We start from the raw sequence: 23,493 nt of genomic DNA, 5'->3' as shown, positions 1-23,493 counted from the left end.
CGGCTTCTCACGGCGACTCTGCGGCGGCGGTGTCGAGCAGCCAGGTTCGGAACTCGGCGAAGCCTGGATCGGTCTGCCGAGCCGGGCGCGACACCAAGTACCAGGCCCGCCCCATGGGCACCGGCTGCGGGAAGGGCGTGACCAGCCGGCCGGCGGCTACATCGTCGGCGATGTAGGGCTGCGCGCCCAGCGCCACGCCGACCCCGTCCAGCGCCGCCTGCAAGGCCATGGCGTAGCTGCCGAAGGACAGCCCCGCGCCGGCCGGCGGCGTCAGCCCCATGGCCGCGAACCACTGCGGCCAGTCGTCCGGCCAGTGCGCGACGGACAGGCGCGTGGCGCCCAGCAGGTCCGCCGGCTCCCGCAGCGTGCGGGCGAGAGTCGGGGCGCAGACCGGCAGCATGCCGGCGGTGAACAGCGGCTCCGCCTCGTGCCCCGGCCAGTGGCCGTCGCCCAGCAGCAGCGCGCAGGTCCAGTCCTCGCGGATCGGGTTGCCGGCCCCGCCGGTGGTGATGCGCACCTCGACGTCCGGGTGGCGGGTGTGGAAGCCGGACAGGCGCGGGATCAGCCAGCGCACCGCGAAGGTGGCGCCGACGCCCAGCGTCAGCACCGGACCCGTGCGCATGGCGGACACCTGCTCCACGCTGCGCGCGATGGCGTCGAAGGCGCCGGTCAGGGCGGGCAGCAGCGCCCGTCCGCGCTCCGTCAGTGTCAGCGCGTTGGCGTGGCGTTCGAACAGGGGGAAGCCCAGCCGCTCCTCCAGCAGCTTGACCATGCGGCTGATGGCGGCCTGGGACACGTTCAACTCCCGCGCCGCCGCCGTGAAGCTGCCGGTGCGGGCCGCCGCCTCGAAGGCACGCAGGGCGTTCAGGGACGGCAGGCGCCGCATGGATCTCTCCGCTCCACCCCAATATTTCCTGTGGCTCAGCATCAGACAATGCCGTTTGCGGCGCAAGATCGCGCGTGCCAGGATCGGGCATAGCCTTAAAAATCTGTGGTGTGACGGGATGCTGACGTTTCCCCTGGTGGCCGGGATCGGCCTTGCGGCCCTGGTCACCTCCTTCCTGTCGGGCCTGTTCGGCATGGCCGGCGGCATGGTGCTGATGGGCGTGCTGCTCCTGTTGCTGCCGGTCAGCTCCGCGATGCTGCTGCACGGCATCACGCAGATGACCTCCAACGGCTGGCGGGCGTGGCTGTGGCGCCAGCATGTGGTGTGGGGCATCGTCGCCCGCTTCTTCGCGGGTGGGGCCGTGGCGGTGACCGCCTTCGCGCTGGTCGGCTACGTTCCCGACAAGGCGGTGTCGCTGATCGTGCTGGGCGTGTCGCCCTACATCGCGCTGTCGGTGCCGGAGCGCTGGTCGCCCAACGCCACGCGGCGCTGGCACGCGGAGGTGGCGGGCCTGTTCTGCATGGGCATCCAGCTGATCGCCGGCCTGTCGGGGCCGCTGCTCGACGTGTTCTTCGTGAAGTCCGGCCTGACCCGGCAGAGCATCGTCGCGACCAAGGCGACGCTGCAGGTGTTCGGCCACCTGTTCAAGGCGATCTATTTCGGCTCCATGATCGCCGGCTCGGCGTCGGAACCGGTGGAGGTGGCGGCCACGCTGCTCAGCGTCGGCATGGCCATCCTGGGGACCAACCTGTCGCGCCGCGTCCTGGACGGCATGACCGACAGCCAGTTCCGCTCCTGGAGCCAGCGCATCGTCATGCTGACCGGGAGCGTGTATCTGGGGCAGGGGATGTTCCTGCTGGTGCGGTAGGAGGTTCCCTCTCCCGGGGCGGGAGAGGGATATCGACGCTCACTCAGTGCGTGTGCGGCCTTGCCAGCGCGCAGTCCGGGTTCAGGCGCACGCCGAAGCCCGGAGTTTCGGGCACCTTCAGGCGGCCGTTGACCGGCACCGGTTCGTCCAGCAGCAGCGGGTTGAACATCGGCACGACCTTGTCGGCCTTCGGCGCCATCATCAGGAACTCGGCGAAGGGGCTGTTATGCCGGGTCACGACGAAGTGGTAGCTGTAGACGCTCGACCCGTGCGGGACGACCAGCGCGCCGTGCGCGTCGGCCAGTGCGGAGATCTTGATCAGTTCCGTGATGCCGCCGCACCAGCCCACGTCCGGCTGGATGATGTCGCAGCAGCCCATCTCCAGCAGCATGCGGAAGCCCCAGCGGGTGGCCTCGTGCTCGCCGGTGGTGACCAGCATGCCCTTGGGCACGTTGCGCCGCAGCTCCGCGTAGCCCCAGTAGTCGTCGGGGGGCAGGGCCTCCTCGATCCACTTCAGGCCGAACGCCTTGGCACCCTGGGCGAGGCGGGTCGCGTAGTTCAGGTCCAGGCTCATCCAGCAGTCGTACATCAGCCAGAAATCGTCGCCCACGCGCTCCCGCATGTCGGCCAGCAGGGCGAGGTTCTTGCGGAGCCCGTCCTCCCCCTCGGCGGGGCCATGGTGCAGGGGCAGCTTGCCGCCGATGAAGCCCATCTGCTTGGCAAGGTCGGGCCGCGCGCCGGTGGCGTAGAATTGCAGCTCGTCCCGCACCGGCCCGCCGAGAAGCTGGTAGACCGGCTCCCCGCGCACCTTGCCCAGCAGGTCCCACAGCGCCAGATCGACGCCGGAGATGGCGTTCAGCACGATGCCCTTGCGGCCGTAGAACAGGCTGCCGTTGAACATCTGGTCCCACATCTTCTCGATGTCGGTGACCCGCTGGCCCTCGACGAAGCGGGACAGGTGCTTCTCCACGATCCAGGCGCCGATCTCGCCGCCGGTGGTGACCGCGAAGCCGACGGTGCCGTCGGACGCCTCCACCTCCACCACCAGCGTGCCCAGCACGTTCAGGCCGAAGGTCTGGCGGCTCTGCCGGTATTCCGGGTACTTGCTCATGGGGGTGGCGATGTGGTCGTCGATCCAGTGGTCGGCGCCCTGGTCGTGGTAGTCGGCACCGCCGCCGCGAACGGTGAAGGCGCGGAGCTGTCGGATAGTCGGCACGCTCATGGGATCACTTCCAATTACGGCTGGTGTTGCGGGGTGACGGTGCGCACGTTGCGCAGCTCGTCCGAGGAGGGGTGGGCGGGCAGCCCCGGTTCCGACAGGCCGACGGCCTTCAGACCGAGGAACAGCAGGGCGCCCAGCAGGGTGGTGGCGGCCAGCAGGTAGAGGCCGGCGGCGCTGGAGGCGAAGGCGCTTTCCGCCCAGGTCTTCACGTTCGGGGCAACGAAGCCGCCCAGCGCGCCCAGCGAGTTGACCAGCGCGATGCCGCCGGCCGCCGCCGCGCCCGCCAGATAGCCCGTGGGGAAGGTCCAGAACAGGGGCTGCACGGCGATGAAGCCGGCCGCCGCGACGCACAGCGCCAGCAGCGAGATCAGCGGGGAGTTGGTGGCGACGGACACCGCGATGCCGATGCCCGACACGGCCAGCGTCAGGGCGGCGGGAACGCGGCGCTCCCCCGTGCGGTCGGACCAGCGCGGGATCAGGTAGGCGGCGGCCAGCGCACAGATCCAGGGAATGGCGGTGACCAGCCCGACCTCGAACCCGATCTTCTTGCCGAGCAGGCCGGCGACCTGGGTCGGCAGATAGAAGACCACGCCGTAGACGCTCATTTGGATCAGGAAGTAGATGGCGCAGAGGTAGAGCAGGCGCGGGTTGGACAGGGCGGTCAGCACGCTCTTCGGGCCGTGGGCGTGCTTGTGGGCTTCCTCCGCCCCGATGGCGCCGTTCAGGGCGTCCTTCTCCTCGGCGGTCAGCCACGTCGCGTCCTTCGGGCGGTTGTCCAGGTACCAGAAGGCCCAGACGCCGACGACGGAGGCCAGGATGCCTTCCACGATGAACATCCACTGCCAGCCGGCCAAGCCGGCGGCGCCGTGCAGGTCCAGCAGCAAGCCGGACAGCGGGCTGCCGAAGATGAAGGCGATGGGGGCGCCGAAGTAGAACAGGCCCATGGCCCGGCCGCGCGCGTTCCCCGGAATCCAGTAGGTCAGGTACAGGATCACGCCGGGGAAGAAGCCGGCCTCTGCCACGCCCAGCAGGAAGCGCAGCCAGTAGAAGGCACTCTCCGAATGGGCGAAGGCCATGGCGGCGGAGATCAGGCCCCAGGTGACCATGATCCGGCACATCCAGGCGCGGGCGCCGACGCGGTGCATGACGAGGTTGCTGGGGATTTCGAACAGCGCATAGCCGATGAAGAAGATGCCGGCGCCGAGCGCAAAGGCGGCGTCGCCGATGCCGGTGTCGACCTGAAAGGCTTTCTTGGCGAAGCCGATGTTGGCGCGGTCCAGGAAGGCCAGCACATACATCAGCAGCAGGAAGGGCAAAAGCCGGGCCTGCACCTTGCCGACCGTGCGGTCGAGCAGAGTGGGCGCCGGAACGGCGGATGCGTTCGCGGACATGTTCGCGGACATGGGCGTTTCCTCGGTTTGAAGGGCGCTTGTGTTCTTGTTGTGCGCCCTGGTCGGCTTGCGGCGGTCAGTACACGGCGCGGCCACCGGAAATGTCGAAGACGGCGCCGGTCGTGAAGGAGCAGTCCTCCGTCGCCAGCCAGCCGATCATCGCCGCCACCTCCTCCACCTGGACGAAGCGGTTCATCGGGATCTTCGACAGCATGTAGTCGATGTGCTCCTGCTTCATCTGCGCGAAGATGTCGGTCTTCGCCGCGGCGGGGGTGATGCAGTTCACCAGAATGCCCTTGGTCGCCAGCTCCTTGCCCAGCGACTTGGTCAGCGCGATCAGCCCGGCCTTCGACGCGCTGTAGTGGGAGGCGGTGGGGTTGCCCTCCTTCCCGGCGATGGAGGCGACGTTGACGATGCGCCCGTAGCCGCGCTGGATCATGTGCGGCACCACCGCCCGGCAAGGGGGTCTCCCAAAAGGCGGCCTGTCCGCACCCGGTTCGTGGGCCACCTGACTGGAAACCATTGGAAGGAGGGCATCACAATGACACGGCGAAACCCGAACGACACCCGCGCGGAACGTCGCAAGAGCCAGCGCAAGGCGAAGCTCCGCCGCAAGCGCGCGGCTCGAAACCGATAGCCTTTTGCAAAGAAATGCCCGCCGTCCGGAAGGGCGGCGGGTGGGCCCAAAGAAATACCCGCCGTCCGTAAGGACGGCGGGTGGGGAGGTGCAAAACAGGGAGACACACGCCTTGAAGGCAAGGTCAGAGTACCAACGAATCCGCGCCCGCGCGAAAGTGGGAAGGGTGTAGGCAGGCGCCCTTGCGGGGTGCGCCGAAGGCGTGACCCTTTTCGAGATGTGCGGGGTAGCGACTGCGGCAAGATGCCCCCGGAATTTTTCGATGCCGACTGGCTGAGCGGCAGGAGCCGCTATATCATACCCCGATATGCAATTACGGTTCTGGGACATTTTTTGCCGATGGCGCCGGATGTGAACTACCAGATCATGGAACGACGCCTCCGCCTTGGGCTGACCCAGGCGCAGCTTGGCGACATGGCGGGCTGCGGGCAGGCGCGCGTCTCGCGGGCCGAGCGCAATCTGACGCGGACCGACGTCGTCGAGCAGTTGGACAAGGTGCTGCGCGATCTGGAACGGCAGCGGCACGCAGTGACCCTGGCCGAGGCGGAAGCTTTCTGGCAGGCGGTGGGCGAGGCCCCGAACCGCGACCGCATCATCGACCGCATCTCGATCGTGGCGCGCACGCTGTTGGAGCGCTCGCTGACCGATACGGGGCTGGCCTACCGGCTTCTGGATTGCCTGCCCGAACGCGCGCGCGATCGGGCGCTGCGGGACAGCGGCGACCCGCTGGGGCTGGAATCCGTACCCCTGAAAAAGAAAGTGCTGGGCACGTAAGATTTTGCTTGAGCGGGGGCATTGGCCCGGCTATATCAGCGCTCCCGCGTCACCCCAAGAGACGCGGGAGCGAAAGCAAAGAGTTGCGCTTGTGGCGGAATTGGTAGACGCGCTAGGTTCAGGTCCTAGTGGCTGAAAGGCCGTGGGGGTTCGAGTCCCTCCAAGCGCACCAACACTCTTCCTTTATTGGGGAAGGCGTGTTGGATGTTTGAGAGTGCTGTGTTTGAGAGTATTGTGGGGCCATAGCTCAGCTGGGAGAGCGCTACAATGGCATTGTAGAGGTCAGGAGTTCGATCCTCCTTGGCTCCACCAACTCTCGGTTCGGATGTTCGCGGCCTGCGGGCCTGCGCGATGCGGTCGTGGCGGAATTGGTAGACGCGCAGCGTTGAGGTCGCTGTGGCAGAAATGCTGTGGAAGTTCGAGTCTTCTCGACCGCACCATCTTCGAAAAATCAGGGGCCTTTCGGCCCCTTTTTCTTTTTTCCGACCCCGGTTGGACGCCGCCCCATCTCTTTTGCGGATCCGGTGGGGCGTTCGGGGTGTCTGCGCTGTTGTCGTCATGAAGCACCGATGGAGGCGTTCATGCCAGCGCGTCACAACGACCGCACCGACAAACCGTCCGTCATCGACCTCGTCACCGATCCGGAAAAGTTCGACCAGTGGCAACGGCAGCGCGAACGGGAAGAAGCGTCCGATTCCCGGTCCCCCGACGATTCGTCCCGGAACGATCGCCGGCAAACCGGTGACCCGCGCGACGACACCGCCGACCGCAATCCGTAAACCGCCCGATAAGGATTTTGGCGTCAGGTCGCCCCGGTTTGGCGAGCGGTCGCGGTGGCGGCCTGCGCGCTTTCCAGTTCCGCCAGATAGGCGAGAAGCCGTTCCAGCGTGCCCGTCGGCATGCCCACGGACGGCACGTCGCCGCACTTGGCAGCTTTCAGGGCGGTGCGGAGCAGAATGCGGTCGGTATGGGTCAGGCCGGTCATGGCTTTATGCGCGGGGACTGTGAAGTAACGGGCACTTTTACCACCAATCCGCGCGTTCACGCCATCGCCAATCCACCATAATCCGGTCGGTATTACTTTTGGGCGTGTGGATTCCCCGAAGGCCCAGTCTCCCGCCGACGGAAGACGCTGACCTTTTCCACAACCGGGGACGTCACCGGCGTCCAGCCCGCTATGGCGCGGACGCAGCGCAAGGCCTCCGGGTTGTTCGAGAACACCGGAAATAGCCGGCGCAGTTCCACGACGGCAGCCCACTCCCCACGCTCGTGGAAGGCTTGGCGGATGATTTCGGCTTCGGATTCGCTGACGGTGAACATGGTGGCAAGATGCCGCAGCCCCGGCCCGCGCGCAAGGCGTTGCCCACGTTGTCGTGCCGCCGTCGTGCAAGAGCTTGGGATTGGCTCTCGAAACGGGGGAGACGCGATGGATGGTATAGCCAGCAAACGGGGCGCGCCGGCCCTGTCAAGCGCAGTTGTTCACAGGCTGGCGCATCGTTCGCTTGACTCTCCCTTTGACACCGAATTGTCGCTTGGTGCTCGCGAATTCCGGCCGGCAGCGCGAAAAAATCCTTGATTGCCGCGGATTTTCGGGCTGCCCAAAAACTGTGCAAAGCCCGCCGAACCCTTGAGGGCTCGCCTCTCCTAAGGGTTACCCCTCGATTCGCCAACAGAGTTATCCACAGCTTTTGGGGATATCTGAACGGCGTGCCCGCGGATCGGCCGGACGGCCCCGATGCCCAGCCCTGCGATGAGCAGCCCGGCACCCAGAAACAGCGCGTTCAGGCCCGTGTGGGCGGCCACGGCGCCGTACAGGACCGGCCCCATCCCCTGTCCCAGGAAGAAGGCGGAGGCGAACAGCGCAAGCGCCGAACCGCGCGCCGTGGCGGATAGCTCCGTGGCCTGGGTCTGCATCGTGTTGTGCAGCATGTAGAAGCCGAAGCCGGCCACCAGGAACAGGACCGACACCACCGGCCAGGGCACCGGGGCGGCCATCGCCAGATAGGCGGCGCCGCACAGCAGTCCCCCTCCCCGCATCATGCCCCATTGGCCCAGCCGGACGAGCAGCCGGCGCACCACCATGCTGTAGAGCACACCGCCGATGGCGAAGGCGGCGATGGTGACGCCCGCCTCGAAGGCACCGGTGGCGCCATGGCCGGCCAGCATGGGCGCCACGAAGGGGAACACGCCGAAGATCAGCAGCCCTTCCGCCGCAACGGTGGCGAACACCCAGAGCGACGCCGGGTTCGCCAGCACGGAGGCGTAGCGCCGCCGCGCGTCGGCCAGCGACAGTGGGTGCCGCGCCTCCCGCTCGCCACGCAAGCCAAAGGCAGCGATCAGGGCGATGGTTCCGGTCGTCGCCGCGGCCAGTCCGAACACCGCCCGCCAGCCCGCCGCCTCGGCCAGGGCGCCGGCTACGGCCGATCCGGACATCTGGCCCAGGATGACCGCCAGCAGGAAGCGGCTGATGGCGAACTGCCGCTCCGTGTAGGTCACGCGGTCGCCGATCAGCGCCATGGAGGCCGGGATGATGCCGCCCGCGAAGGCGCCGGCCAGCACGCGCGCCGCCAGCACGCCATAATAGCCGGGCGCCAGGGCGGACAGCCCGACGCCGGTCGTCAGGACCACCAGCGACAGCCGGATCAGCCGCGTCTTGCCGATGGCGTCGCCGACCGGCCCGAGGATGAGCTGCATCGCCGCGTAGGGCAGCGTGTAGGCGGAGGAAAGCAGGGCGGCCTCCGCCACCCCAACGCCCAGGTCGGCCGCGATGACGGTCAGCATCGGGTCGGTCGCCCGCAGCGAAAAGGCGCTGGCGAAGCCCGCAAGCCCGAGGATCAGGATGAGAAGGCGCATGGGATGGATGGGTGCCGGCCGGATGACGATTCGTACGTTTGCCAAGCGTAGGGCAACGGGCGCGGAATCGCGCACGGCAACGTCGCCATGGCACCCATGCGCGCGAACGGCATGGTGTCTTTTCAACAAAGCGGGGTGATCCGGACGCTCCCGCCGCTCGTACAGGGAGGAAAAGACGAGGAGTGCCCATGCCCATACCCGAATCGGACCGCCGGACGGCAAACGCGAAACTCTTGTCCTATCTGGGACTGATCCCCTTCGTAGGCGGTGCGGCGCTGGCCTGGGCGACGGGCGGGGAACTGCGGGCCGCCGCCCTCCAGGCCGTGATCGTCTACGCCGTGGCGATCCTGTCCTTCATCGGCGCCATCCACTGGGGCCGGGTGCTGGCCGGACAGGAGGGGGAGGACATCGGGCCGGCTTGGCTGGGTTGGGGCATCACCCCGTCGCTTCTGGGCTGGTTCGCGACCCTTCTGCCGCAAGGGCTGACGGTGCTGGTGCTGATCCTGTCCTTCACGGCGGCTTGGGCCGCCGACCGCCGCTCGGTCGGGGAGGGGCGCTATCCCGACTGGTTCGGGACCCTGCGGACGCGCCTGATCGTGATCGTCGGCCTGACGCTGGCGACGCTTATTCCGCTGGCTGCGTGACCGGTTCCCGCGCCTCCGCGTGCGGGACCAGGGAGGCGGCCTTCAGCATCACCTCCGGTCCCGCGCCGGGACGGTGCGCGTTCTCGCTGAGGTGCCGCCGCCAAGCCCGCGCGCCGGGCAGTCCCTGGAACAGGCCCAGCATGTGCCGCGTGATCGCCGACAGCGGCGCGCCCTGCGACAGCCGCGCCTCCACATAGGGGACCATGGCCTCGACGACCGCGTGGCGGCTCGGACCGGGGGCGCCGCCGAAGAAGCGCCGGTCGGCGTCGGCCAGGATGTAGGGTGTCTCGTAGGCGGCGCGGCCGATCATCACGCTGTCCAGCGTCACCAGATGCTCCGCCGCTTCGTCCAGATTGCGGATGCCGCCGTTGATGGCGATGGTCAGATGCGGGTTTTCCCGCTTCAGCCGGTGTACGAGGTCGTAGCGCAGCGGCGGGATGTCCCGGTTCTCCTTGGGGCTCAGGCCCTTCAGCCAGGCCTTGCGGGCGTGCACGATGAAATGGGAGCAGCCGGCCGCCGAGACGGTGCGGACGAAATGGTCCAGCGTCGGCCATTCCTCCATCTCGTCGATGGCGATGCGCGACTTCACGGTGACGGGGATGGACACCGCGTCGCGCATGGCGCCGACCAGCTGGGCGACCAGCTCCGGCTCCGCCATCAGGCAGGCGCCGAAGCGGCCGGACTGCACGCGGTCGCTGGGGCAGCCGACGTTCAGATTGACCTCGTCGTAGCCCCACTCCTCGGCGATGCGGGCGCAGGCGGCCAGTTCCGCCGGGTCCGACCCGCCGAGCTGGAGCGCCACCGGATGCTCCGCCGCGTCATAGCCCAGCAGCCGCTCCCGGTCGCCGTGCAGCACGGCGCCGGTGGTCACCATCTCGGTGTAGAGCAGCGTGTTCTTCGACAGCAGGCGGTGGAAGGTCCGGCAATGCCGGTCCGTCCAGTCCATCATGGGGGCGACGCTGAGGGCGATGGCGGTCATGCGCAAAAACGATCGTGTTTGTGGGTGTGTCTGCGGGCGATCCGGGAAGGGCCTTCATCTGGCGGAATGTGCCCCTGAAAGCAAGGGGCGGTGCTCTACTTCACCGTTTCGCCCGTAAAAGGATTCCACCCCACGGCCGCGAGCGCCGCCCAGGCGGTGGCGCCCAGGTGGGGGCGCCGGTAGTAGTAGAAGTCGTCGGTCTTGCTGTCCGGCCCGAGGGCGAGGCCGGTGGTGATGCGCTCCGGACGGGTCGCCCAGATGTATCCGCCGGGGCTGACCTCCTTCGCGACCTCGGCCAGCAGCCGGTCGGCGTCGGCGGGACGGCCCACGGCGCGGTAGGCCAGGGCGGCCTGCGCGGTGCCCTCCACCCACATCCCGTCGCGGTCGTCGTTGAAGTCGAAACCGCCATCGACGCCATGGGCGCGCTCGGCATAATCCAGGGCCGCGCGCCAGCCTTCCGGCGCGCCCGGCAGCAGAAGCGGCCAGAGCTGCGCGTCGAGGCCGGAGGTCGCGCGGTTGACCGTCACCCCGTCGGGCGCGGTGCCCGTCGGGAAATGGCTCTCGCCGGCCGTCCACATGGCGTCGAGGAAACCGCGCGCCGCCTTGCCGGCCTCCGGCCAATTGCCGGGCGTGCGGGTCCGCTCCAGCCAGGCGAACAGGGCGGCGAGGTCGGTGTTGTGCTCCGTCGCCTTCCAGGTCAGCGGCTGCGGCGCGTCGTCGAATCCCTGGACGCCGCCGTTGAAGCCGCCCGGCCCGCGCGGGTCGCGGGTGTGCTCCACGACCCAGCGCGCCAGTTCCGCAGCCCCGGCGCGGAAGCGCGTCTCGCCCGTCGCGTCGCCCAGCGTCATCAGGGCGAGCCCCGCCCAGGCGACGTTGCCGGTGGCCGTGCCGACCTGATAGGGATCCTCGAACCAGCGGTTCGCCGTCACGTCCCACCAGCCCATGGGCGGGATCGGCTTCTGATTCTGCGCGCCCGCGCGGTAGGCGTTGCGCAGCCGCCCCTTCAGCCGCGCGCGGTCCAGCGTCGTGGCGGACAGCAGCGCCTCGCCGATGCGCAGCGCCTGCGCGGTCTTGCCGCAGGCGACCAGAGCGATCGCCGCCAACGCGTTGTCGTAGGTGAAGGCGGCGTTGCCCAGCGCCGGTTCGGAGGTCTGGCCGATGCCGAAGCTGCTGTCGTAGCTGCGCAGGAACAGCGGGCCGGAGCCGGAGATCTCCTCCACGCGGGCGGCCAATACGCCGCAAGCCTTGGCGGCCAGCGCGGGAGCGGCGGAGGGCGCGTCCGCCGCCAGGGCAGGGGCCGCCGCGAGCGGCGCCGCGCCGATTCCGGCCGCCAGCAGCCAAGCGGCAAAGCTACGCTTTCGCACCATCGAACGGTTCCCTCCCGGAAGTGGCGACAGGTTTCTTACGCGAAAAGGGTGCGGGTCGGCACTGCAAACCGAAACACTCCGACTTTCGGACGGATCCCCGTCGCGTAAGAAATCGACGCTTCCGGGGTGCCGCGCTTGCGCGACGACCTTGCAGGAATTGCCGAATTCCGGAAATGATGCGCCCGTGCGCTGTGTACGAACGGGGGGACGCATGAGGACCGGGGCGGCACGCCTGGGTGGCGCTGTGGCGGCGATGTTCTGCGTCGCCCTCGGGCCGGCTGAGGCCTCGGCGGAGGACCTCATCCGCCTGTTCGCGGCGACCCCGCTGAAGGCCGCCCTGACCGAGATCATCAAGGATTTCGAGGCCACGATGGACGCTCGCGTGGAGGTGACCTTCGGCACCCCCGCGCAGCTTAGGGAAAGGCTGGAAAAGGGGGAACCGGCGGAGCTGTTCCTGTCCACCTCCATGGAGCACCCGCGCGCCCTCAGCCACGCCGGGCTTGCCACGCCGGCGCGGCCCTTCGCCCGCAACCCGATGTGCGCGCTGGCCCGGCCGCCGCTGGCGCTGACGCCGGAAACGCTGCTGGACCGGCTGCTGGAGCAGTCGGTGCGCGTCGGCACCTCGACCCCGAAGGCCGACCCGGCGGGCGACCACGCGTGGGAGCTGTTCGCCAAGGCCGAGGCGTTGCGTCCCGGCGCCGCCAACAAGCTGCGCGCCAAGGCGATGCAGCTTACCGGCGCCACCGATTCCCCGCGCCCGCCGGACGGCCGCAACGTCTTCGGCTGGCTGATGGAGCAGGACCGCGCGGACGTTTTCCTCACCTACTGCACCAACGCCCGCCAAGCGGTGGAGGAGGAGCCCGTCCTGACCGTCGTGCCCGTGCCGGAACCGCTGGCCGTCACCGCCGTCTACGGGCTTGCCATCCTGAAGAAGGGCGACGCGGCGAAGGGCGCCGCCCTGGCCGAGCACATCCAGTCCCCGTCCGGGCAGGCCGTGCTGGCGAGCTACGGCTATACGAGGCCCTAATCCCCCGCCTGCTGGGGCGCCGGGACATGGCGGGAGCGCATCAGCGTGCCGCCTTCCGTCACCAGGACGGTGACCAGCGCCAGCGCGCCCAACGCGGCGAAGCCGATGGTCAGCGGGCGGACGGTGCCGTCGAAGGACTGGCCGATCAGCCAGCCGACCAGCGCCGCCGCCCCCGTGCTGAAGCAGCCGACGAAGGACGAGCCCATGCCGGCCACATGGCCCAGCGGCTCCATCGCCATGGCGTTGAAATTCGGCGCGATCAGGCCGAAGCAGAAGAAGATCATCGCCATGAAGGCGCCGAGCCCGAGCAGCGGCGGCTGCTCCGGGAAGCCCAACAGCGCCATCACGGCACCGGTGGCGACATAGGCGATCAGCGCCATGTGCGACAGCCGGTGCATGCCCAGCCGCCCGACCAGCCGCGCGTTGGTCAGGGAGGCGAGCGCCATGACCCCGGCGATGGCCCCGAAGGCCACCGGGAACATCGCGCCCAGCCCGTAGACGTCCACGAAGATCTGCTGGGCGCTGCCGACGTAGCTCAGCAGCCCGCCGAACAGGAAGCCCATGGCGACCGTGTAGCCCACCGTGGCCCGTGTGGTCACCACGACACGGAAGGCGTGGCCCAGCGCCGCGGCGGTCAGCGGCATGCGGTCCTCCGGCGGCCGGGTCTCGGTCAGGCGCAGCATCGACCATGCGAAGGCAACGGCCGCCGCCAGGAACAGCGCGCCGAACACCCAGGGCCAAGTGCCGAGATGCAGGATCCCCTCGCCCAGCGCCGGGGCGATGATCGGCACGATGATGAAGATCATCATGACGAAGGACATCACCCGCGCCATGTCGCGCCCGACGAAGCGGTCGCGCACGATGGCCACGGCGACGACGCGCGGGGCTGCGGCCCCGAACCCCTGCAGGGCGCGGGCGGCGAGCAGCGTGGTGAAGCTGGGGGCGAGCGCCGCGCCCAGCGAGGCGAGCGCGAAGATGACCAGACCGGCCGCCAGCACCGGCTTGCGCCCGAACCGGTCGGACAGCGGCCCGTGGAAGGGCTGGCCGCCCGCGAAGCCCAGCATGTAGGCGGTGACGACGAGCTGCCGGTCGTTCGCTCCGGACACGCCGAAGGACTGCACGATGTCCGGCAGCGCGACCAGCATGATGTCGATGGACAGCGCCGTCAGCGCCATCAGCAGCGCCATCAGCGCAACGAATTCGGCGAAGCGGACGTCGCCAGTCCGCGCGGGGGAATGGGGAGAATTGGGCATTTCGCCAGTGTGACCCGGCGTCGCACCGGCCGCAATTCGAATTGCCGCAGCCCCGCCATCCGCAAATGGACATGGACACCGGAAAGGAGCTCCGCGCTAGCCGGCCCGGAAGACCAGGGTGGCGGTGGTGCCGCGCTCCGCGCTGCCGGCCATGCCGAAGCGCCCGTCCAGCTGCGCGGCCAGGGCCTCGACGAGCTGGAGCCCCAGGCTCGTCGGCATGTCCAGGCTGAAGCCTTCCGGCAGCCCGGCACCGTCGTCGCGGACGGTCAGTTCCAGAAGACCGTCGCCATCCCCGTTCCGCAGATCGACCCAAATCGTTCCGCCGGGCCGGTCGGCGAAGCCGTGTTCCAGCGCGTTGCTGACCAGCTCGGTCAGGATCAGGGCCAGTGGGATCAGCCGGTCGGCGGGGATGTCCACGTCGACGGCGCCGACCGGGCACAGGATGTGGCGGGCGCCCGCGCCGTCCAGCACGTCGTGGCACAGGTCGGTCAGGAACTCCGCCATGCTGGTGTCGCCGCGGTTCGGATCGTGCAGCTTGCGGTGCAGTCGGCCGAGCGTCGCAAGGCGCCCGGACGCCTCCTCCAGCGCGCGCCGTGCCGCCGGGTCCTCGACCTTGGCCTGCTGGATGGTGAGGAGGGAGGAGACGACTTGCAGGTTGTTCGACACGCGGTGCTGAAGCTCGGCGAACATCACCTGCGTCTGGCGCGTCAGGGCGGCGCTGCGGTTGCGCTCCGCCGCCAGCCGGTCCAGCGCCACGTTCATGATGTGGATGACGGCGATGTCCACGGCCACCACGAAGCTGTAGAAGCCCATCGCGAGCAGCGCGCCGGGTGTCAGGGCAAGACCCCCGTCCGGCTGGTCGATGAACAGGAGCCAGGCGGCGGTCCCGCCCAGAACGGCGGTCAGGATGCCCGGCCAGAGCCCGGCCAGCATGGTGGTGAGGATGACGGCTGGAAAGAAGGTCAGGAAGGGAAAGCCCGGCGGAAGACTCTCGTCGATGGACAGGCGCACGGCCAGCGCGACGAGAAAGGCCAAGGCTCCGAACATGAACCCAAGCATCCTGCGCCTGCGCAGCCCGGATAACTTGCCAAGGTTCATAAGGATATCGCGTCCATTCCGCCGCCGGCCTGATCTGCTGTCAATGCGCGCAGATGATCGGACGCAATTCCCTAAGATGTTGTTATCTTGTTGCGGGAATTCGGAGAAACAGGCGAGCAATTAAGTGTAGTTCTAAATCCAATGATGCAATAATTTTCATCGCAGCAATAAGATTGTCAAATTTTAAAATAATTTTTTGGGCGGCGTGTTTTTTAGAGCGGCATCAGGTCTGGTGACATGATGATAATTGGATTTTTGAAGTCGGGCGGGACCGTGGCGAGCCGGCCAGGGACATACCGGCCGCCACGGCCCGAAATCGAAGGGTAAACCCGCCGATTAGAGGCCCGGAGTGATCACGAAGCGGCCAGCCTGCTGGTCGTCGTTGTTGAAGCCGCGGCGGTCGCCGATGCGGGCGCCGGCGTTCAGGGTCGCGGCCTGATCAGCCACTTCGGTCACGCCCTGGGCGGACACGGCGAACAGACGGCCGTCGGCGCCGCGGACGAGGGCGGACTGATTGATGGCGGTGGTCATGGACGTTGCTCCTTGCCTGAGGTCTGTTGGGGCGGCGAGTACCGCGGTATGCCAAGACCATCAGGCGAGGAGGGCTGTTCGGACTGTGAAGAACTTCACACTCCGGAAGGTGGTGGAGCGGGTAAAAATCCCATGTTCGCGTGCACGCGCGTCATGCCGAAACCAGGAGCGCCCCGATGAAGATGGACCGCCGCATCCCCCGCAGCCTCGACGAGATGGCCGACCTCAGCTCCCTCACCGTTCCGCCCGCCGTGGTGTCACGGTCGGTGATGGTCGGCGGGCGCCGCGCCAGCCTGCGGGTGGAGGCAACGATCTGGGATGGGCTGAAGGAAATCGCTCAGCAGGAGGGCAAGACGCTGGAGGCCCTGTGCACCGAAATTCACGAGAGCCGCACCGAAGGCATTCCCTTCGCCACCAGCGTGCGGGTCTACGTGCTGAATCACTTCCGCAAGGGGCTCGGCTCCGCCCCGGCGCTCGTCAACTGAGGGGGGTGCGCTGCACGCCGATGCGCCTTCCCTGAGGGCGCGTTGGGAGCGGGCTGACCGGAGACCGGTCGCCCGCCGTCTTGCCGTCACGGTGTTTGCGGGCCGTTCTGGCGCCGGACCCGGTCAGCGCGGCATCAGGGGTGGGGAACTGCCAGGACGGTAGCGCGTGCCTTGGTGCAGCGGTCGGCCAGCGTCCTCATGGACAGGCTGTTTGCCAGCATTTCCGCCATCAGCAACGCTTCTTCGGCTTCGGAGCGCTGATTCAAGGACCCATGCGCCTTGGCCAATGCAAGGCGAGCCCACGCTTCGTCGGCCAACTGTCCGGCAGCGTGGGCGAGGTTGGCGGCTTCCTGGGCGTTCTGCAGGGCGTCCTCGGCTTGGCCGGCTCGAAGTGATGCCTCTGCGATCCAGATGAGCAACTGCGGCACCGAACGTTTGATGCCCAGCATGCGCGCGTGCTCGCGGCTTGCCAGAAGCAGGGAGGCTCCTTCGTTGAACGCATCGGTCTTGACCAACGCGTAACCGAGCGCGCCGAGAGTGAGCGGTTGGTACACGTGAAGTCGGACCGCTTCGGTGATCGTCAGGGCCGATTTCAGCGTTGGAATGGCGTCCGTGAAGCGTTGGGCAATGAGATTGACGAGCCCGAGGTGAAGCTGCGCCAACGCCGTGGAAAAGGCGTGGACGCTGTCCTCGGCGATGCTGACGGCGGATTGGGCCATGCGGATGCCCTCGGTCAATTCACCAAGTTCCGCCAAGCATCGGGAACGGTACGACGCGATGCACGAGGCGGCTACGGCGGTCAGGCCATAGCGGCCGCGCAAATCCGTTTCCGGAATGGAATCGCGCGCTTCCCTGAACGCTGCATCGGCCTCTTGGAAATTGCCCTGTTCGTACAAGGCGCCGCCCAACCGGACCAGAAGCTGAACCCGCGTGTCGCGCCGGTCCGAATCGTTCAGGATCGCCAAGGCGTTCAAGCTCAGCGTCTTGGCCGCTTCCAAATCCCCGTAGACCCATTGGAACGACGCGAGCAGCGACGATGCGCGTGCGCATCGGCCTCGGTCCCCAAAGCTTTCGGCCAAGGCGCGGGCCTTTTCCAGCAAATCGCCGGCCCCCCGCCCACCCTGGGGCAGCAGAATGCGGGGGACGGCGATCCACAGATCGATCCGGCGCTGGGCGTTGCGGCGGGTTTCCGGCAGATGGTCCAGCGCCTTCAGCGCGTTCCCATAGAAGCGCCCGGCATCGGCGTGCTTGCAGCGCTCTTCCGCCCGCTGTCCGGCCCGGCGGCCATAGGCGCAGGCGGCGGCCCAGTCCTCCGCGAGGAAGGCGTGATGGGCCATCAACTCGATCCGGCCGGGCAGTTCCTGCTCGCGGCGGGCACGCAGGGCACGCAGGACGCGACCGTGCAGGGGCTGCCGCTCGCGTCTGGTCAGGGTCGCGTAGGCGACCTCCTGCACCAGCGCGTGGCGGAAGTTGACCTCCATATTCGGCAGCAACCGGGACCGGGCGAGGAAGCCGTCCTCTTCCAGCCGCGCCAGGATCGCCGGCAGGTCGGCCGAAGGAACCGGCGCGATCTGCCGCAGCAGGCTCAGATCGACCGACGTACCCAGCACCGCCGCGTGCATCAGCGTCCGCCGCGCGACCGGCGGCAGCGCGTCGATGCGCGAAGCCAGCAGCCCATGCACCGTGGCCGGCAGCACCAGCGCGGCGTCGGCATCGGCGGCCTCGTAACGGCCGGGGCTGCCGACGATGCGACCGGCCCCCTCCAGCGCGCGCAGCGATTCCTCCAGATAGAGCGGCACGCCCTGGCTCTGCGCCGCCAGCCGCGCCTTCAGGTCGGCCAGCGACGGGTGGTGCCCCAGCCAGTGGTCGAGGAAGTCGTCGATCTGCACCGGTTCCAGCGGTTCCAGCGCGATCCGGCGAACCTGATCGGGCGGGGTCCAGCCGCCGGGGGTGTCGGGCCGGCTGGTGACCAGCACCATCACCCGTGCCTCCTCCACCGCCCCCACCAGCGCGTTGAGCAGCCGGGTGGTCAGGCCGCGCGTCCAGTGCGCGTCCTCCACCACGATCAGCAGCGGTCGTTCGAAGGACAGATCGAGGATGGCGGCGACCAGCCCCTCGATGCTGAATTCGACCTTCTGTGCCTGGTCCAAGCCCTGCCACAGCGGATGGAAGGACGGCGTGCCGAACAGCTCGCGCACCGCCTCGGCGGCCAGGTCGCCGCCGCCCCGCTCCGCGGCAGCGGCCACCAGGGCAGCAGCCTCGACGCCGGTGGTGCCGGCGACCAGCCGGACGAGGCTGCGCGCCACGGCCTCCAGATCGTCGGGCTCGCCCAGGCGGCGGATCGGGAATTGCGGCCAGTGCAGTGCGCCGAACCCGCGCGCGGCGGGGGTGCGCGCCAGTTCGCTGGTCAGGCGCGACTTGCCGATGCCGGCCTCGCCGGTCATCAGGATGAAGGCGCCGGTTCCTTCCTCGGCGTTGCGCAGCGCGTCCGTCAACTCCGCCAGTTCGCGCTCGCGACCGACGAACAGGCTGGACTCGGACGACAGCAGGTCCATGGCGGTGCGGCGCATGGCATGGGCCGCTTCCAGCGCGTAGACCGGTCGTGGCTCGGCCGTGGCGGACAGGCGATAAACCCCGGCGGGACGTACCGTCAGCCCGGTCGGCACCATGTCCAGTGTCTCGCGGCTCAGCAGCACACTGTTTGGTTCGGCGCGTTGCTGCAGCTTGGCCGCAAAGTGCACCGTCTCGCCGACGGTGCGGTAGTCGCTCCACACGCCGCTTTCGACGACCTGCGCGACGACCTCGCCGGAGCTGATGCCGACGCGCACTTTGAAATCGGCGGAATCGATGGCGGCGCGGGCGATGTCCTGGGCGGCGAGGCAGGCGCGCAGCGCGTGGTCTTCCAGCGCCGTGGGGGCGCCGAACACCGCCATCATCCCGTCGCCCAGCACCTGCGCGACGGTGCCGCCGTAGCGGTTCACCGCGGCGGTCAGGATACGGATGATGCTGAGAAGCGCCTGGTCGGCCTCTTCGGGATCGCGGCCGGACACCATGGTCGAGGATTCGACGATGTCCGCGAACAGGACGGTGAGCACCTTGCGCTCGGCCGGGGTGCGGCGGACGGCGGCGTCACCGTTCGTTTCCGCGCCCGCGGAATCTCCACGCGCCAGCGCGGCCCCAGCCGGTTCCGGTGCCGGCTGCGCCTGCGACAACTCTGGCAAGTTCGAGCGTGTGTCCGCCATCGAAGCCCCCGCGGAGCCCTCTTTGACATATTAGGGCATGCAATTTCACCTTTGTAGATTTCATACCAATCTGCACGCAATCTTTTCGGACCGCGTGCGCCGACACATACATCAGTATGCAGTTTGGGCCGTGATTACGGAAAAGCGGCGCTGCAAATGCTTGCAGCGCCGCCCAAATCGATCGAATTGCCGCAAAATACGACAAACCGCTTATGAAGAAGGTGGTCCCGAGTCGGTCCCGAGTCGCACCCCGTCCGGCGAGTTGCCGCCGTCAGCGCTGGATGGTGATGCCTTCCACCTGGCTCACGTCGCGCACCGCGCCGCGGTCGGCGCTGGTGGTCAGGGCGGCGTAGGCGCGCAGGGCCGGGGAGACGACACGGTTGCGGCTGGCCGGCTTCCAGGCCGCCGCCCCCTTGGCGTTCATGGCGTCGCGGCGCCGCTGCAACTCCTCGTCGGAGACGGCGAGGCGGATGGAGCGGTTCGGGATGTCGATCTCGATGCGGTCGCCTTCCTCGACCAGACCGATGGCTCCGCCCTGCGCCGCTTCCGGCGAGGCGTGGCCGATCGACAGACCCGAGGTGCCACCGGAGAAGCGGCCGTCGGTGACCAGGGCGCAGGCCTTGCCCAGCCCCTTCGACTTCAGATAGCTGGTCGGGTACAGCATCTCCTGCATGCCGGGGCCGCCGCGCGGGCCTTCGTAGCGGATGACGACCACGTCGCCCGCCTTGACGCTGTCGCCCAGGATGGCTTCCACCGCCGCGTCCTGGCTTTCGAAGACGCGGGCCGGCCCGGCGAAGACGAGGTTCGAGGCGTCGACGCCCGCCGTCTTCACGATGCAGCCCTTCTCCGCGATGTTGCCGAACAGAACGGCGAGGCCGCCGTCCTTGCTGAAGGCGCTGTCGACGGCGCGGATGACGCCCTTCTCGCGGTCCAGGTCCAGCGCCGGCCAGCGCTTTTCCTGGCTGAAGGCGATGGTGGTCGGGATGCCGCCGGGGGCGGCCTTATAAAGGGTGTGGACGCTCTCGTCCTGGGTGCGCTTGACGTCCCAGCGCTCGATGGCGTCGCCCAGCGTCTTGGCGTGGACGGTCGCGACGTTGCAGTTCAGCAGGCCGGCGCGGTCAAGCTCGCCCAGGATGCCGAAGATGCCGCCGGCGCGGTGCACGTCCTCGATGTGGACGTCCGACACGGCCGGGGCGACCTTGCAGACGTTGGGAACGCGGCGCGACAGCCGGTCGATGTCGGCCATGGTGAAGGGCACCTCGCCCTCCTGCGCGGCGGCCAGCAGGTGCAGCACCGTGTTGGTGGAGCCGCCCATGGCGATGTCCAGCGTCATGGCGTTCTCGAACGCCTCGAAGGTGGCGATGCCGCGCGGCAGGGCGGTGGCGTCCTCCTCCTGGTACCAGCGGCGGCACAGCTCAACGGCCATGCGGCCGGCGGCCAGGAACAGCTCCTTGCGGTCGGCGTGGGTCGCCAGGATGGTGCCGTTGCCGGGCAGCGACAGGCCCAGCGCCTCCGTCAGGCAGTTCATGGAGTTCGCCGTGAACATGCCGGAGCAGGAACCGCAAGTCGGGCAGGAGCCGCGCTCCATCTCCGCCGCTTCCTCGTCCGTGACGTTGGGATCGGCGGCGGCGACCATGGCGTCGATCAGGTCGACCGCCTTCGTCTTGCCGCGCCAGTTGACCTTGCCGGCCTCCATCGGGCCGCCCGACACGAACACCGCCGGGATGTTCAGCCGCATGGCAGCCATCAGCATGCCCGGCGTGATCTTGTCGCAGTTGGAGATGCACACCAGCGCGTCGGCGCAGTGGGCGTTCGCCATGTACTCCACGGCATCGGCGATCAGTTCGCGGGACGGCAGACTGTAGAGCATGCCGTCGTGGCCCATGGCGATGCCGTCGTCCACGGCGATGGTGTTGAATTCCTTGGCGACGCCGCCGGCCTTCTCAATCTCGCGGGCGACGAGCTGGCCCAGGTCCTTGAGGTGGACGTGACCCGGCACGAACTGCGTGAAGGAGTTGGCGATGGCGATGATCGGCTTGCCGAAATCGCCGTCCTTCATCCCCGTCGCGCGCCACAGGCCGCGGGCGCCCGCCATGTTGCGGCCGTGCGTGGAAGTGCGGGAGCGATAGTGCGGCATGGGTCCACCTCAGGGATCAAACATTGCGTGCGGATGCATAGGGGCCGCAACACTAGCAATCCCGAAGGACGGAAACCAGACCTCTCGTTGTGGGGGAGAGCATAGGTGGGCTGCGGCAGGCACAGCGGGGCTCAACGCCGCGGAACGCTGAAGACGCCTGCTTTTGTAATCAAATGGAAAGGATGTATCCCTTATGGAGCGTTAAGGACAAATATCCTCTTCCTGTGCATTGCCGATTGAGGTAAAAGGAACATCAAAACGTTTTGCGCTCAATCGCTGACTGAAAGGCTTCTGTTAAGTTGTATTGTTCGCTTTAAAGCCTCACCTGAGGCGGCAAGCAGGGCTTTGATGCATAATGCGCAAATATGTGCTGCGGTGAAGTTGAATGCTTATCAAAAGTCACCCTAGTTAATGCATATGGAGGCTTGGTTGTATAGCTACGCTCATTATACTTCAGTGGCAATGTTTTCGATGCTGCTGTTTTCTTTTGGTATCGGGGTGCAGAGGAGGGATAGCGATTTAGCTATTGCTGCCATGATTTCTGCTGGAGTTACGGCCGTCGCAGTTTCTCTTTTTCGGTGGTCGCGCATTGAAGATTACTGGCAAATAAGCATAATTCTTCCAATAGTTAGCTTTAACCTTGGAATGGGTTTTTCGATTTATAACGAGAAACGAGACTTTTCTCGCTTCTCGTTAAGAATTATCGATATATCAAAAGGTCTTCTTAGGAAGAGGCCTGTTCAATTTGTCCTTGCAGCGTTTGTTGCCTCTATTATTGCCACTCTTGTGTTTTCGTTTATGGTTGATTGGGCTTCTCAAGTTGGATTTTGGTACGGCTTTTATCAGTCATGGACTGCAGGCTTTGCGGCGTTTTTAATGTTCGGTTTGGCTGGTATTGCGGTTTCCCTGCATCGGCCGGGTGAGGACAACTTTCAGCAAAGAGTAGCAAATCTATTTAACGTAACGGATCTAGCGTCAATCGATTACCTGTGTCAGGCGGTTCAAAAAGTTGGATATTATTCCGTTTCTGTGGAGCGAACTTATAAAATAGTGGAATATGATAAATCCCGCAAAGCTTACCGTGTTATAATACACTCTGTAACAAAAGCAAAGAATTTCCTACATGATGTTAGTGTTCCTGATAGGCATCACGTTTGGGATGCAGCCGGATGAAGGAGATAAGTACGACCCTCCTCTGGATCGCCTTGGGGCGCTGCATCGCGTGGAAATAGATGGGGTGTCCCAGGTTGCAGAATCAGACTTGCCTATTCCAATACCGCTAACTGGGTCTATGCTTAACTGGAAAATAAATATCGCTGCCGGAGAAGATGCTAAGGTGGAAATTATACATGAAGGATACTTTCTTGCAGAAAAATTTCACCAATGGGTTCCGGTCCGTTATACAAAAAATGCTAAAATATACTTTGAGTATTCGTGCAGTGAGAGGGGGTTGCCCAGGGCTTTGATTGAAGCCGCGGGGCTGTCGAAAGAGTTTCCAATCCGTCTTGGTGAAAGGCTTCTCGTTGCGGAGGTGTGCGATCGCCAGCCAAGCGTCGAAGCGTTCAAATTTCGGCTATCCTTACCGAAATAAGAGTTTAGATAGGCTTGCATCGAGCTTGCTGATCGCCCATAATGCTCTTTAAACTGCACGGGTCCACAAGTAACTGTTGGAGTGTTTCGTGAAGAATGTCATGCGTACGATCCGTGAGACGGGGGATTGATCTCTGTGAGCTTCCCCAAAAGAGTTCACACAGATTTGTCGTAAATCAAGCCCCTTATGGGGCTTGATTTATATGCGCGCCTGTGGATTCGCAAAAGTGCTTTATGCACGCGCGAACTGATGTGAACTAGTGGTTTATATTCCGCATCGACTTACGCTGTGACGACTCAAAAGGTGCTAAGAGACTGTTTGAAAAGGGTTGGCGCTGAGGTCGTGTTGTGATTCAAGCTTTGTATGTGGACCGAAGCGACGCGCGGCCGGATGGCCAAGATCGAGAAGAAGACGAAGCGGTATCCGACGGACCTGACCGACGAGGAATGGTCACTGATAGAACCGCTGATGCCAAAGAAGGCTGACACTGGGCGCCCGAGGTCTGTGA

General features: G+C 66.5%; 23 protein-coding genes and 3 tRNA genes. 12 read left to right on the top strand and 14 right to left on the bottom strand.

Annotated elements, in window-relative coordinates; translation table 11 throughout:
* Positions 1 to 7: 7 nt before the first annotated feature.
* Positions 8 to 886 (bottom strand): transcriptional regulator GcvA, encoded by an 879-nt coding sequence (gene gcvA / locus ACSVC7_RS19365; protein ID WP_448205971.1) that lies wholly within the window; start codon positions 884 to 886, stop codon positions 8 to 10.
* Between the two features lie 118 nt (positions 887 to 1,004).
* Here gcvA and ACSVC7_RS19360 point away from each other — a divergent pair, with 118 nt between their 5' ends.
* The gene (locus ACSVC7_RS19360; protein WP_448205972.1) at positions 1,005 to 1,754 is read left to right on the top strand and encodes a TSUP family transporter; all 750 of its coding nucleotides are present in this window, start codon (positions 1,005 to 1,007) and stop codon (positions 1,752 to 1,754) included.
* Positions 1,755 to 1,797: 43 nt separating this feature from the next.
* Here the strand turns inward: ACSVC7_RS19360 and rhmD are convergent, their stop codons facing one another.
* The 3 genes from rhmD to ACSVC7_RS19345 form a co-directional block, all read right to left on the bottom strand.
* Positions 1,798 to 2,976: an L-rhamnonate dehydratase gene (gene rhmD / locus ACSVC7_RS19355; RefSeq protein ID WP_448205973.1), complete on the bottom strand. Its 1,179-nt coding sequence runs from the start codon at positions 2,974 to 2,976 to the stop codon at positions 1,798 to 1,800.
* 14 nt (positions 2,977 to 2,990) lie between these two features.
* Positions 2,991 to 4,379, bottom strand: coding sequence for an MFS transporter (locus ACSVC7_RS19350; RefSeq protein ID WP_448205974.1), 1,389 nt, complete (start codon positions 4,377 to 4,379; stop codon positions 2,991 to 2,993).
* A gap of 64 nt (positions 4,380 to 4,443) precedes the next feature.
* Positions 4,444 to 4,890 (bottom strand): SDR family oxidoreductase, encoded by a 447-nt coding sequence (locus ACSVC7_RS19345; RefSeq protein ID WP_483508529.1) that lies wholly within the window; start codon positions 4,888 to 4,890, stop codon positions 4,444 to 4,446.
* Between the two features lie 453 nt (positions 4,891 to 5,343).
* On the opposite strand from ACSVC7_RS19345, the gene ACSVC7_RS19340 reads away from it, so the two are divergent.
* The 5 genes from ACSVC7_RS19340 (at position 5,344) to ACSVC7_RS19320 (ending at position 6,557) form a co-directional block, all read left to right on the top strand.
* Positions 5,344 to 5,778, top strand: coding sequence for a helix-turn-helix domain-containing protein (locus ACSVC7_RS19340; protein WP_448205976.1), 435 nt, complete (start codon positions 5,344 to 5,346; stop codon positions 5,776 to 5,778).
* A gap of 85 nt (positions 5,779 to 5,863) precedes the next feature.
* Positions 5,864 to 5,950: transfer RNA gene (locus tag ACSVC7_RS19335), tRNA-Leu, on the top strand.
* A gap of 64 nt (positions 5,951 to 6,014) precedes the next feature.
* Positions 6,015 to 6,090 (top strand) — tRNA-Ala (locus ACSVC7_RS19330).
* A gap of 41 nt (positions 6,091 to 6,131) precedes the next feature.
* Positions 6,132 to 6,218, top strand: a tRNA-Leu gene (locus ACSVC7_RS19325).
* 141 nt (positions 6,219 to 6,359) lie between these two features.
* Complete coding sequence (locus ACSVC7_RS19320) at positions 6,360 to 6,557, top strand: hypothetical protein (protein ID WP_448205977.1); 198 nt, start codon at positions 6,360 to 6,362, stop codon at positions 6,555 to 6,557.
* Between the two features lie 23 nt (positions 6,558 to 6,580).
* Here ACSVC7_RS19320 and ACSVC7_RS19315 read toward each other — a convergent pair whose 3' ends face one another.
* The 3 genes from ACSVC7_RS19315 to ACSVC7_RS19305 all read right to left on the bottom strand — a co-directional run bounded on the left by ACSVC7_RS19315 (position 6,581) and on the right by ACSVC7_RS19305 (position 8,631).
* Positions 6,581 to 6,763, bottom strand: a complete 183-nt coding sequence (locus ACSVC7_RS19315) for a hypothetical protein (RefSeq protein ID WP_448205978.1) — start codon at positions 6,761 to 6,763, stop codon at positions 6,581 to 6,583.
* A gap of 92 nt (positions 6,764 to 6,855) precedes the next feature.
* A complete protein-coding gene (locus ACSVC7_RS19310) occupies positions 6,856 to 7,098 on the bottom strand; it encodes a hypothetical protein (RefSeq protein ID WP_448205979.1) in 243 nt (80 codons plus the stop codon).
* Between the two features lie 324 nt (positions 7,099 to 7,422).
* Positions 7,423 to 8,631 (bottom strand): MFS transporter, encoded by a 1,209-nt coding sequence (locus ACSVC7_RS19305; protein ID WP_448205980.1) that lies wholly within the window; start codon positions 8,629 to 8,631, stop codon positions 7,423 to 7,425.
* Between the two features lie 188 nt (positions 8,632 to 8,819).
* Between ACSVC7_RS19305 and ACSVC7_RS19300 the strand changes: the two genes are divergently transcribed.
* On the top strand, positions 8,820 to 9,275 hold the full coding sequence (locus ACSVC7_RS19300; RefSeq protein ID WP_448205981.1) for a DUF3429 domain-containing protein: 456 nt from the start codon (positions 8,820 to 8,822) through the stop codon (positions 9,273 to 9,275).
* On the opposite strand, the gene dusA is transcribed toward ACSVC7_RS19300, so the two are convergent.
* Positions 9,256 to 10,254 (bottom strand): tRNA dihydrouridine(20/20a) synthase DusA, encoded by a 999-nt coding sequence (dusA, locus tag ACSVC7_RS19295; RefSeq protein WP_448205982.1) that lies wholly within the window; start codon positions 10,252 to 10,254, stop codon positions 9,256 to 9,258. The genes ACSVC7_RS19300 and dusA overlap by 20 nt on opposite strands.
* A gap of 95 nt (positions 10,255 to 10,349) precedes the next feature.
* The gene (locus ACSVC7_RS19290) at positions 10,350 to 11,621 is read right to left on the bottom strand and encodes a hypothetical protein (RefSeq protein WP_448205983.1); all 1,272 of its coding nucleotides are present in this window, start codon (positions 11,619 to 11,621) and stop codon (positions 10,350 to 10,352) included.
* A 211-nt stretch (positions 11,622 to 11,832) separates the two neighbouring features.
* Between ACSVC7_RS19290 and ACSVC7_RS19285 the strand changes: the two genes are divergently transcribed.
* On the top strand, positions 11,833 to 12,648 hold the full coding sequence (locus tag ACSVC7_RS19285; RefSeq protein ID WP_448205984.1) for a molybdate ABC transporter substrate-binding protein: 816 nt from the start codon (positions 11,833 to 11,835) through the stop codon (positions 12,646 to 12,648).
* Here the strand turns inward: ACSVC7_RS19285 and ACSVC7_RS19280 are convergent.
* From ACSVC7_RS19280 to ACSVC7_RS19270, 3 genes are all read right to left on the bottom strand, one after another.
* The gene (locus tag ACSVC7_RS19280; protein ID WP_448205985.1) at positions 12,645 to 13,901 is read right to left on the bottom strand and encodes a multidrug effflux MFS transporter; all 1,257 of its coding nucleotides are present in this window, start codon (positions 13,899 to 13,901) and stop codon (positions 12,645 to 12,647) included. The two genes, ACSVC7_RS19285 and ACSVC7_RS19280, sit on opposite strands and share 4 nt — an antisense overlap.
* A gap of 96 nt (positions 13,902 to 13,997) precedes the next feature.
* Positions 13,998 to 14,948, bottom strand: coding sequence for a sensor histidine kinase (locus ACSVC7_RS19275; RefSeq protein WP_448205986.1), 951 nt, complete (start codon positions 14,946 to 14,948; stop codon positions 13,998 to 14,000).
* Positions 14,949 to 15,335: 387 nt separating this feature from the next.
* Complete coding sequence (locus ACSVC7_RS19270; RefSeq protein WP_448205987.1) at positions 15,336 to 15,530, bottom strand: hypothetical protein; 195 nt, start codon at positions 15,528 to 15,530, stop codon at positions 15,336 to 15,338.
* A 176-nt stretch (positions 15,531 to 15,706) separates the two neighbouring features.
* Here ACSVC7_RS19270 and ACSVC7_RS19265 point away from each other — a divergent pair, with 176 nt between their 5' ends.
* The gene (locus tag ACSVC7_RS19265; protein ID WP_448205988.1) at positions 15,707 to 16,015 is read left to right on the top strand and encodes a ribbon-helix-helix domain-containing protein; all 309 of its coding nucleotides are present in this window, start codon (positions 15,707 to 15,709) and stop codon (positions 16,013 to 16,015) included.
* 134 nt (positions 16,016 to 16,149) lie between these two features.
* Here ACSVC7_RS19265 and ACSVC7_RS19260 read toward each other — a convergent pair whose 3' ends face one another.
* Together ACSVC7_RS19260 and ilvD are read right to left on the bottom strand one after the other, a co-directional pair.
* Positions 16,150 to 19,257 (bottom strand): ATP-binding protein, encoded by a 3,108-nt coding sequence (locus ACSVC7_RS19260; RefSeq protein ID WP_448205989.1) that lies wholly within the window; start codon positions 19,255 to 19,257, stop codon positions 16,150 to 16,152.
* Positions 19,258 to 19,528: 271 nt separating this feature from the next.
* Positions 19,529 to 21,394 (bottom strand): dihydroxy-acid dehydratase, encoded by a 1,866-nt coding sequence (gene ilvD, locus ACSVC7_RS19255; RefSeq protein WP_448205990.1) that lies wholly within the window; start codon positions 21,392 to 21,394, stop codon positions 19,529 to 19,531.
* 429 nt (positions 21,395 to 21,823) lie between these two features.
* Here ilvD and ACSVC7_RS19250 point away from each other — a divergent pair, with 429 nt between their 5' ends.
* The 3 genes from ACSVC7_RS19250 to ACSVC7_RS19240 form a co-directional block, all read left to right on the top strand.
* The gene (locus ACSVC7_RS19250; RefSeq protein WP_448205991.1) at positions 21,824 to 22,567 is read left to right on the top strand and encodes a hypothetical protein; all 744 of its coding nucleotides are present in this window, start codon (positions 21,824 to 21,826) and stop codon (positions 22,565 to 22,567) included.
* Entirely contained in the window at positions 22,518 to 22,985 is a 468-nt protein-coding gene (locus ACSVC7_RS19245; RefSeq protein WP_448205992.1) for a hypothetical protein, read from the top strand. Before ACSVC7_RS19250 ends, ACSVC7_RS19245 begins: the two co-directional genes overlap by 50 nt.
* A 363-nt stretch (positions 22,986 to 23,348) precedes the next feature.
* A partial coding sequence (locus ACSVC7_RS19240) for a transposase (RefSeq protein ID WP_483508551.1) occupies positions 23,349 to 23,493 on the top strand: 145 nt, incomplete at its 3' end.

The sequence above is a fragment of the Azospirillum mesophilum genome, from assembly GCF_053470405.2.
Note: the sequence above shows the minus strand (reverse complement) of the source record. Positions and strands in the feature narration are given on the sequence as shown.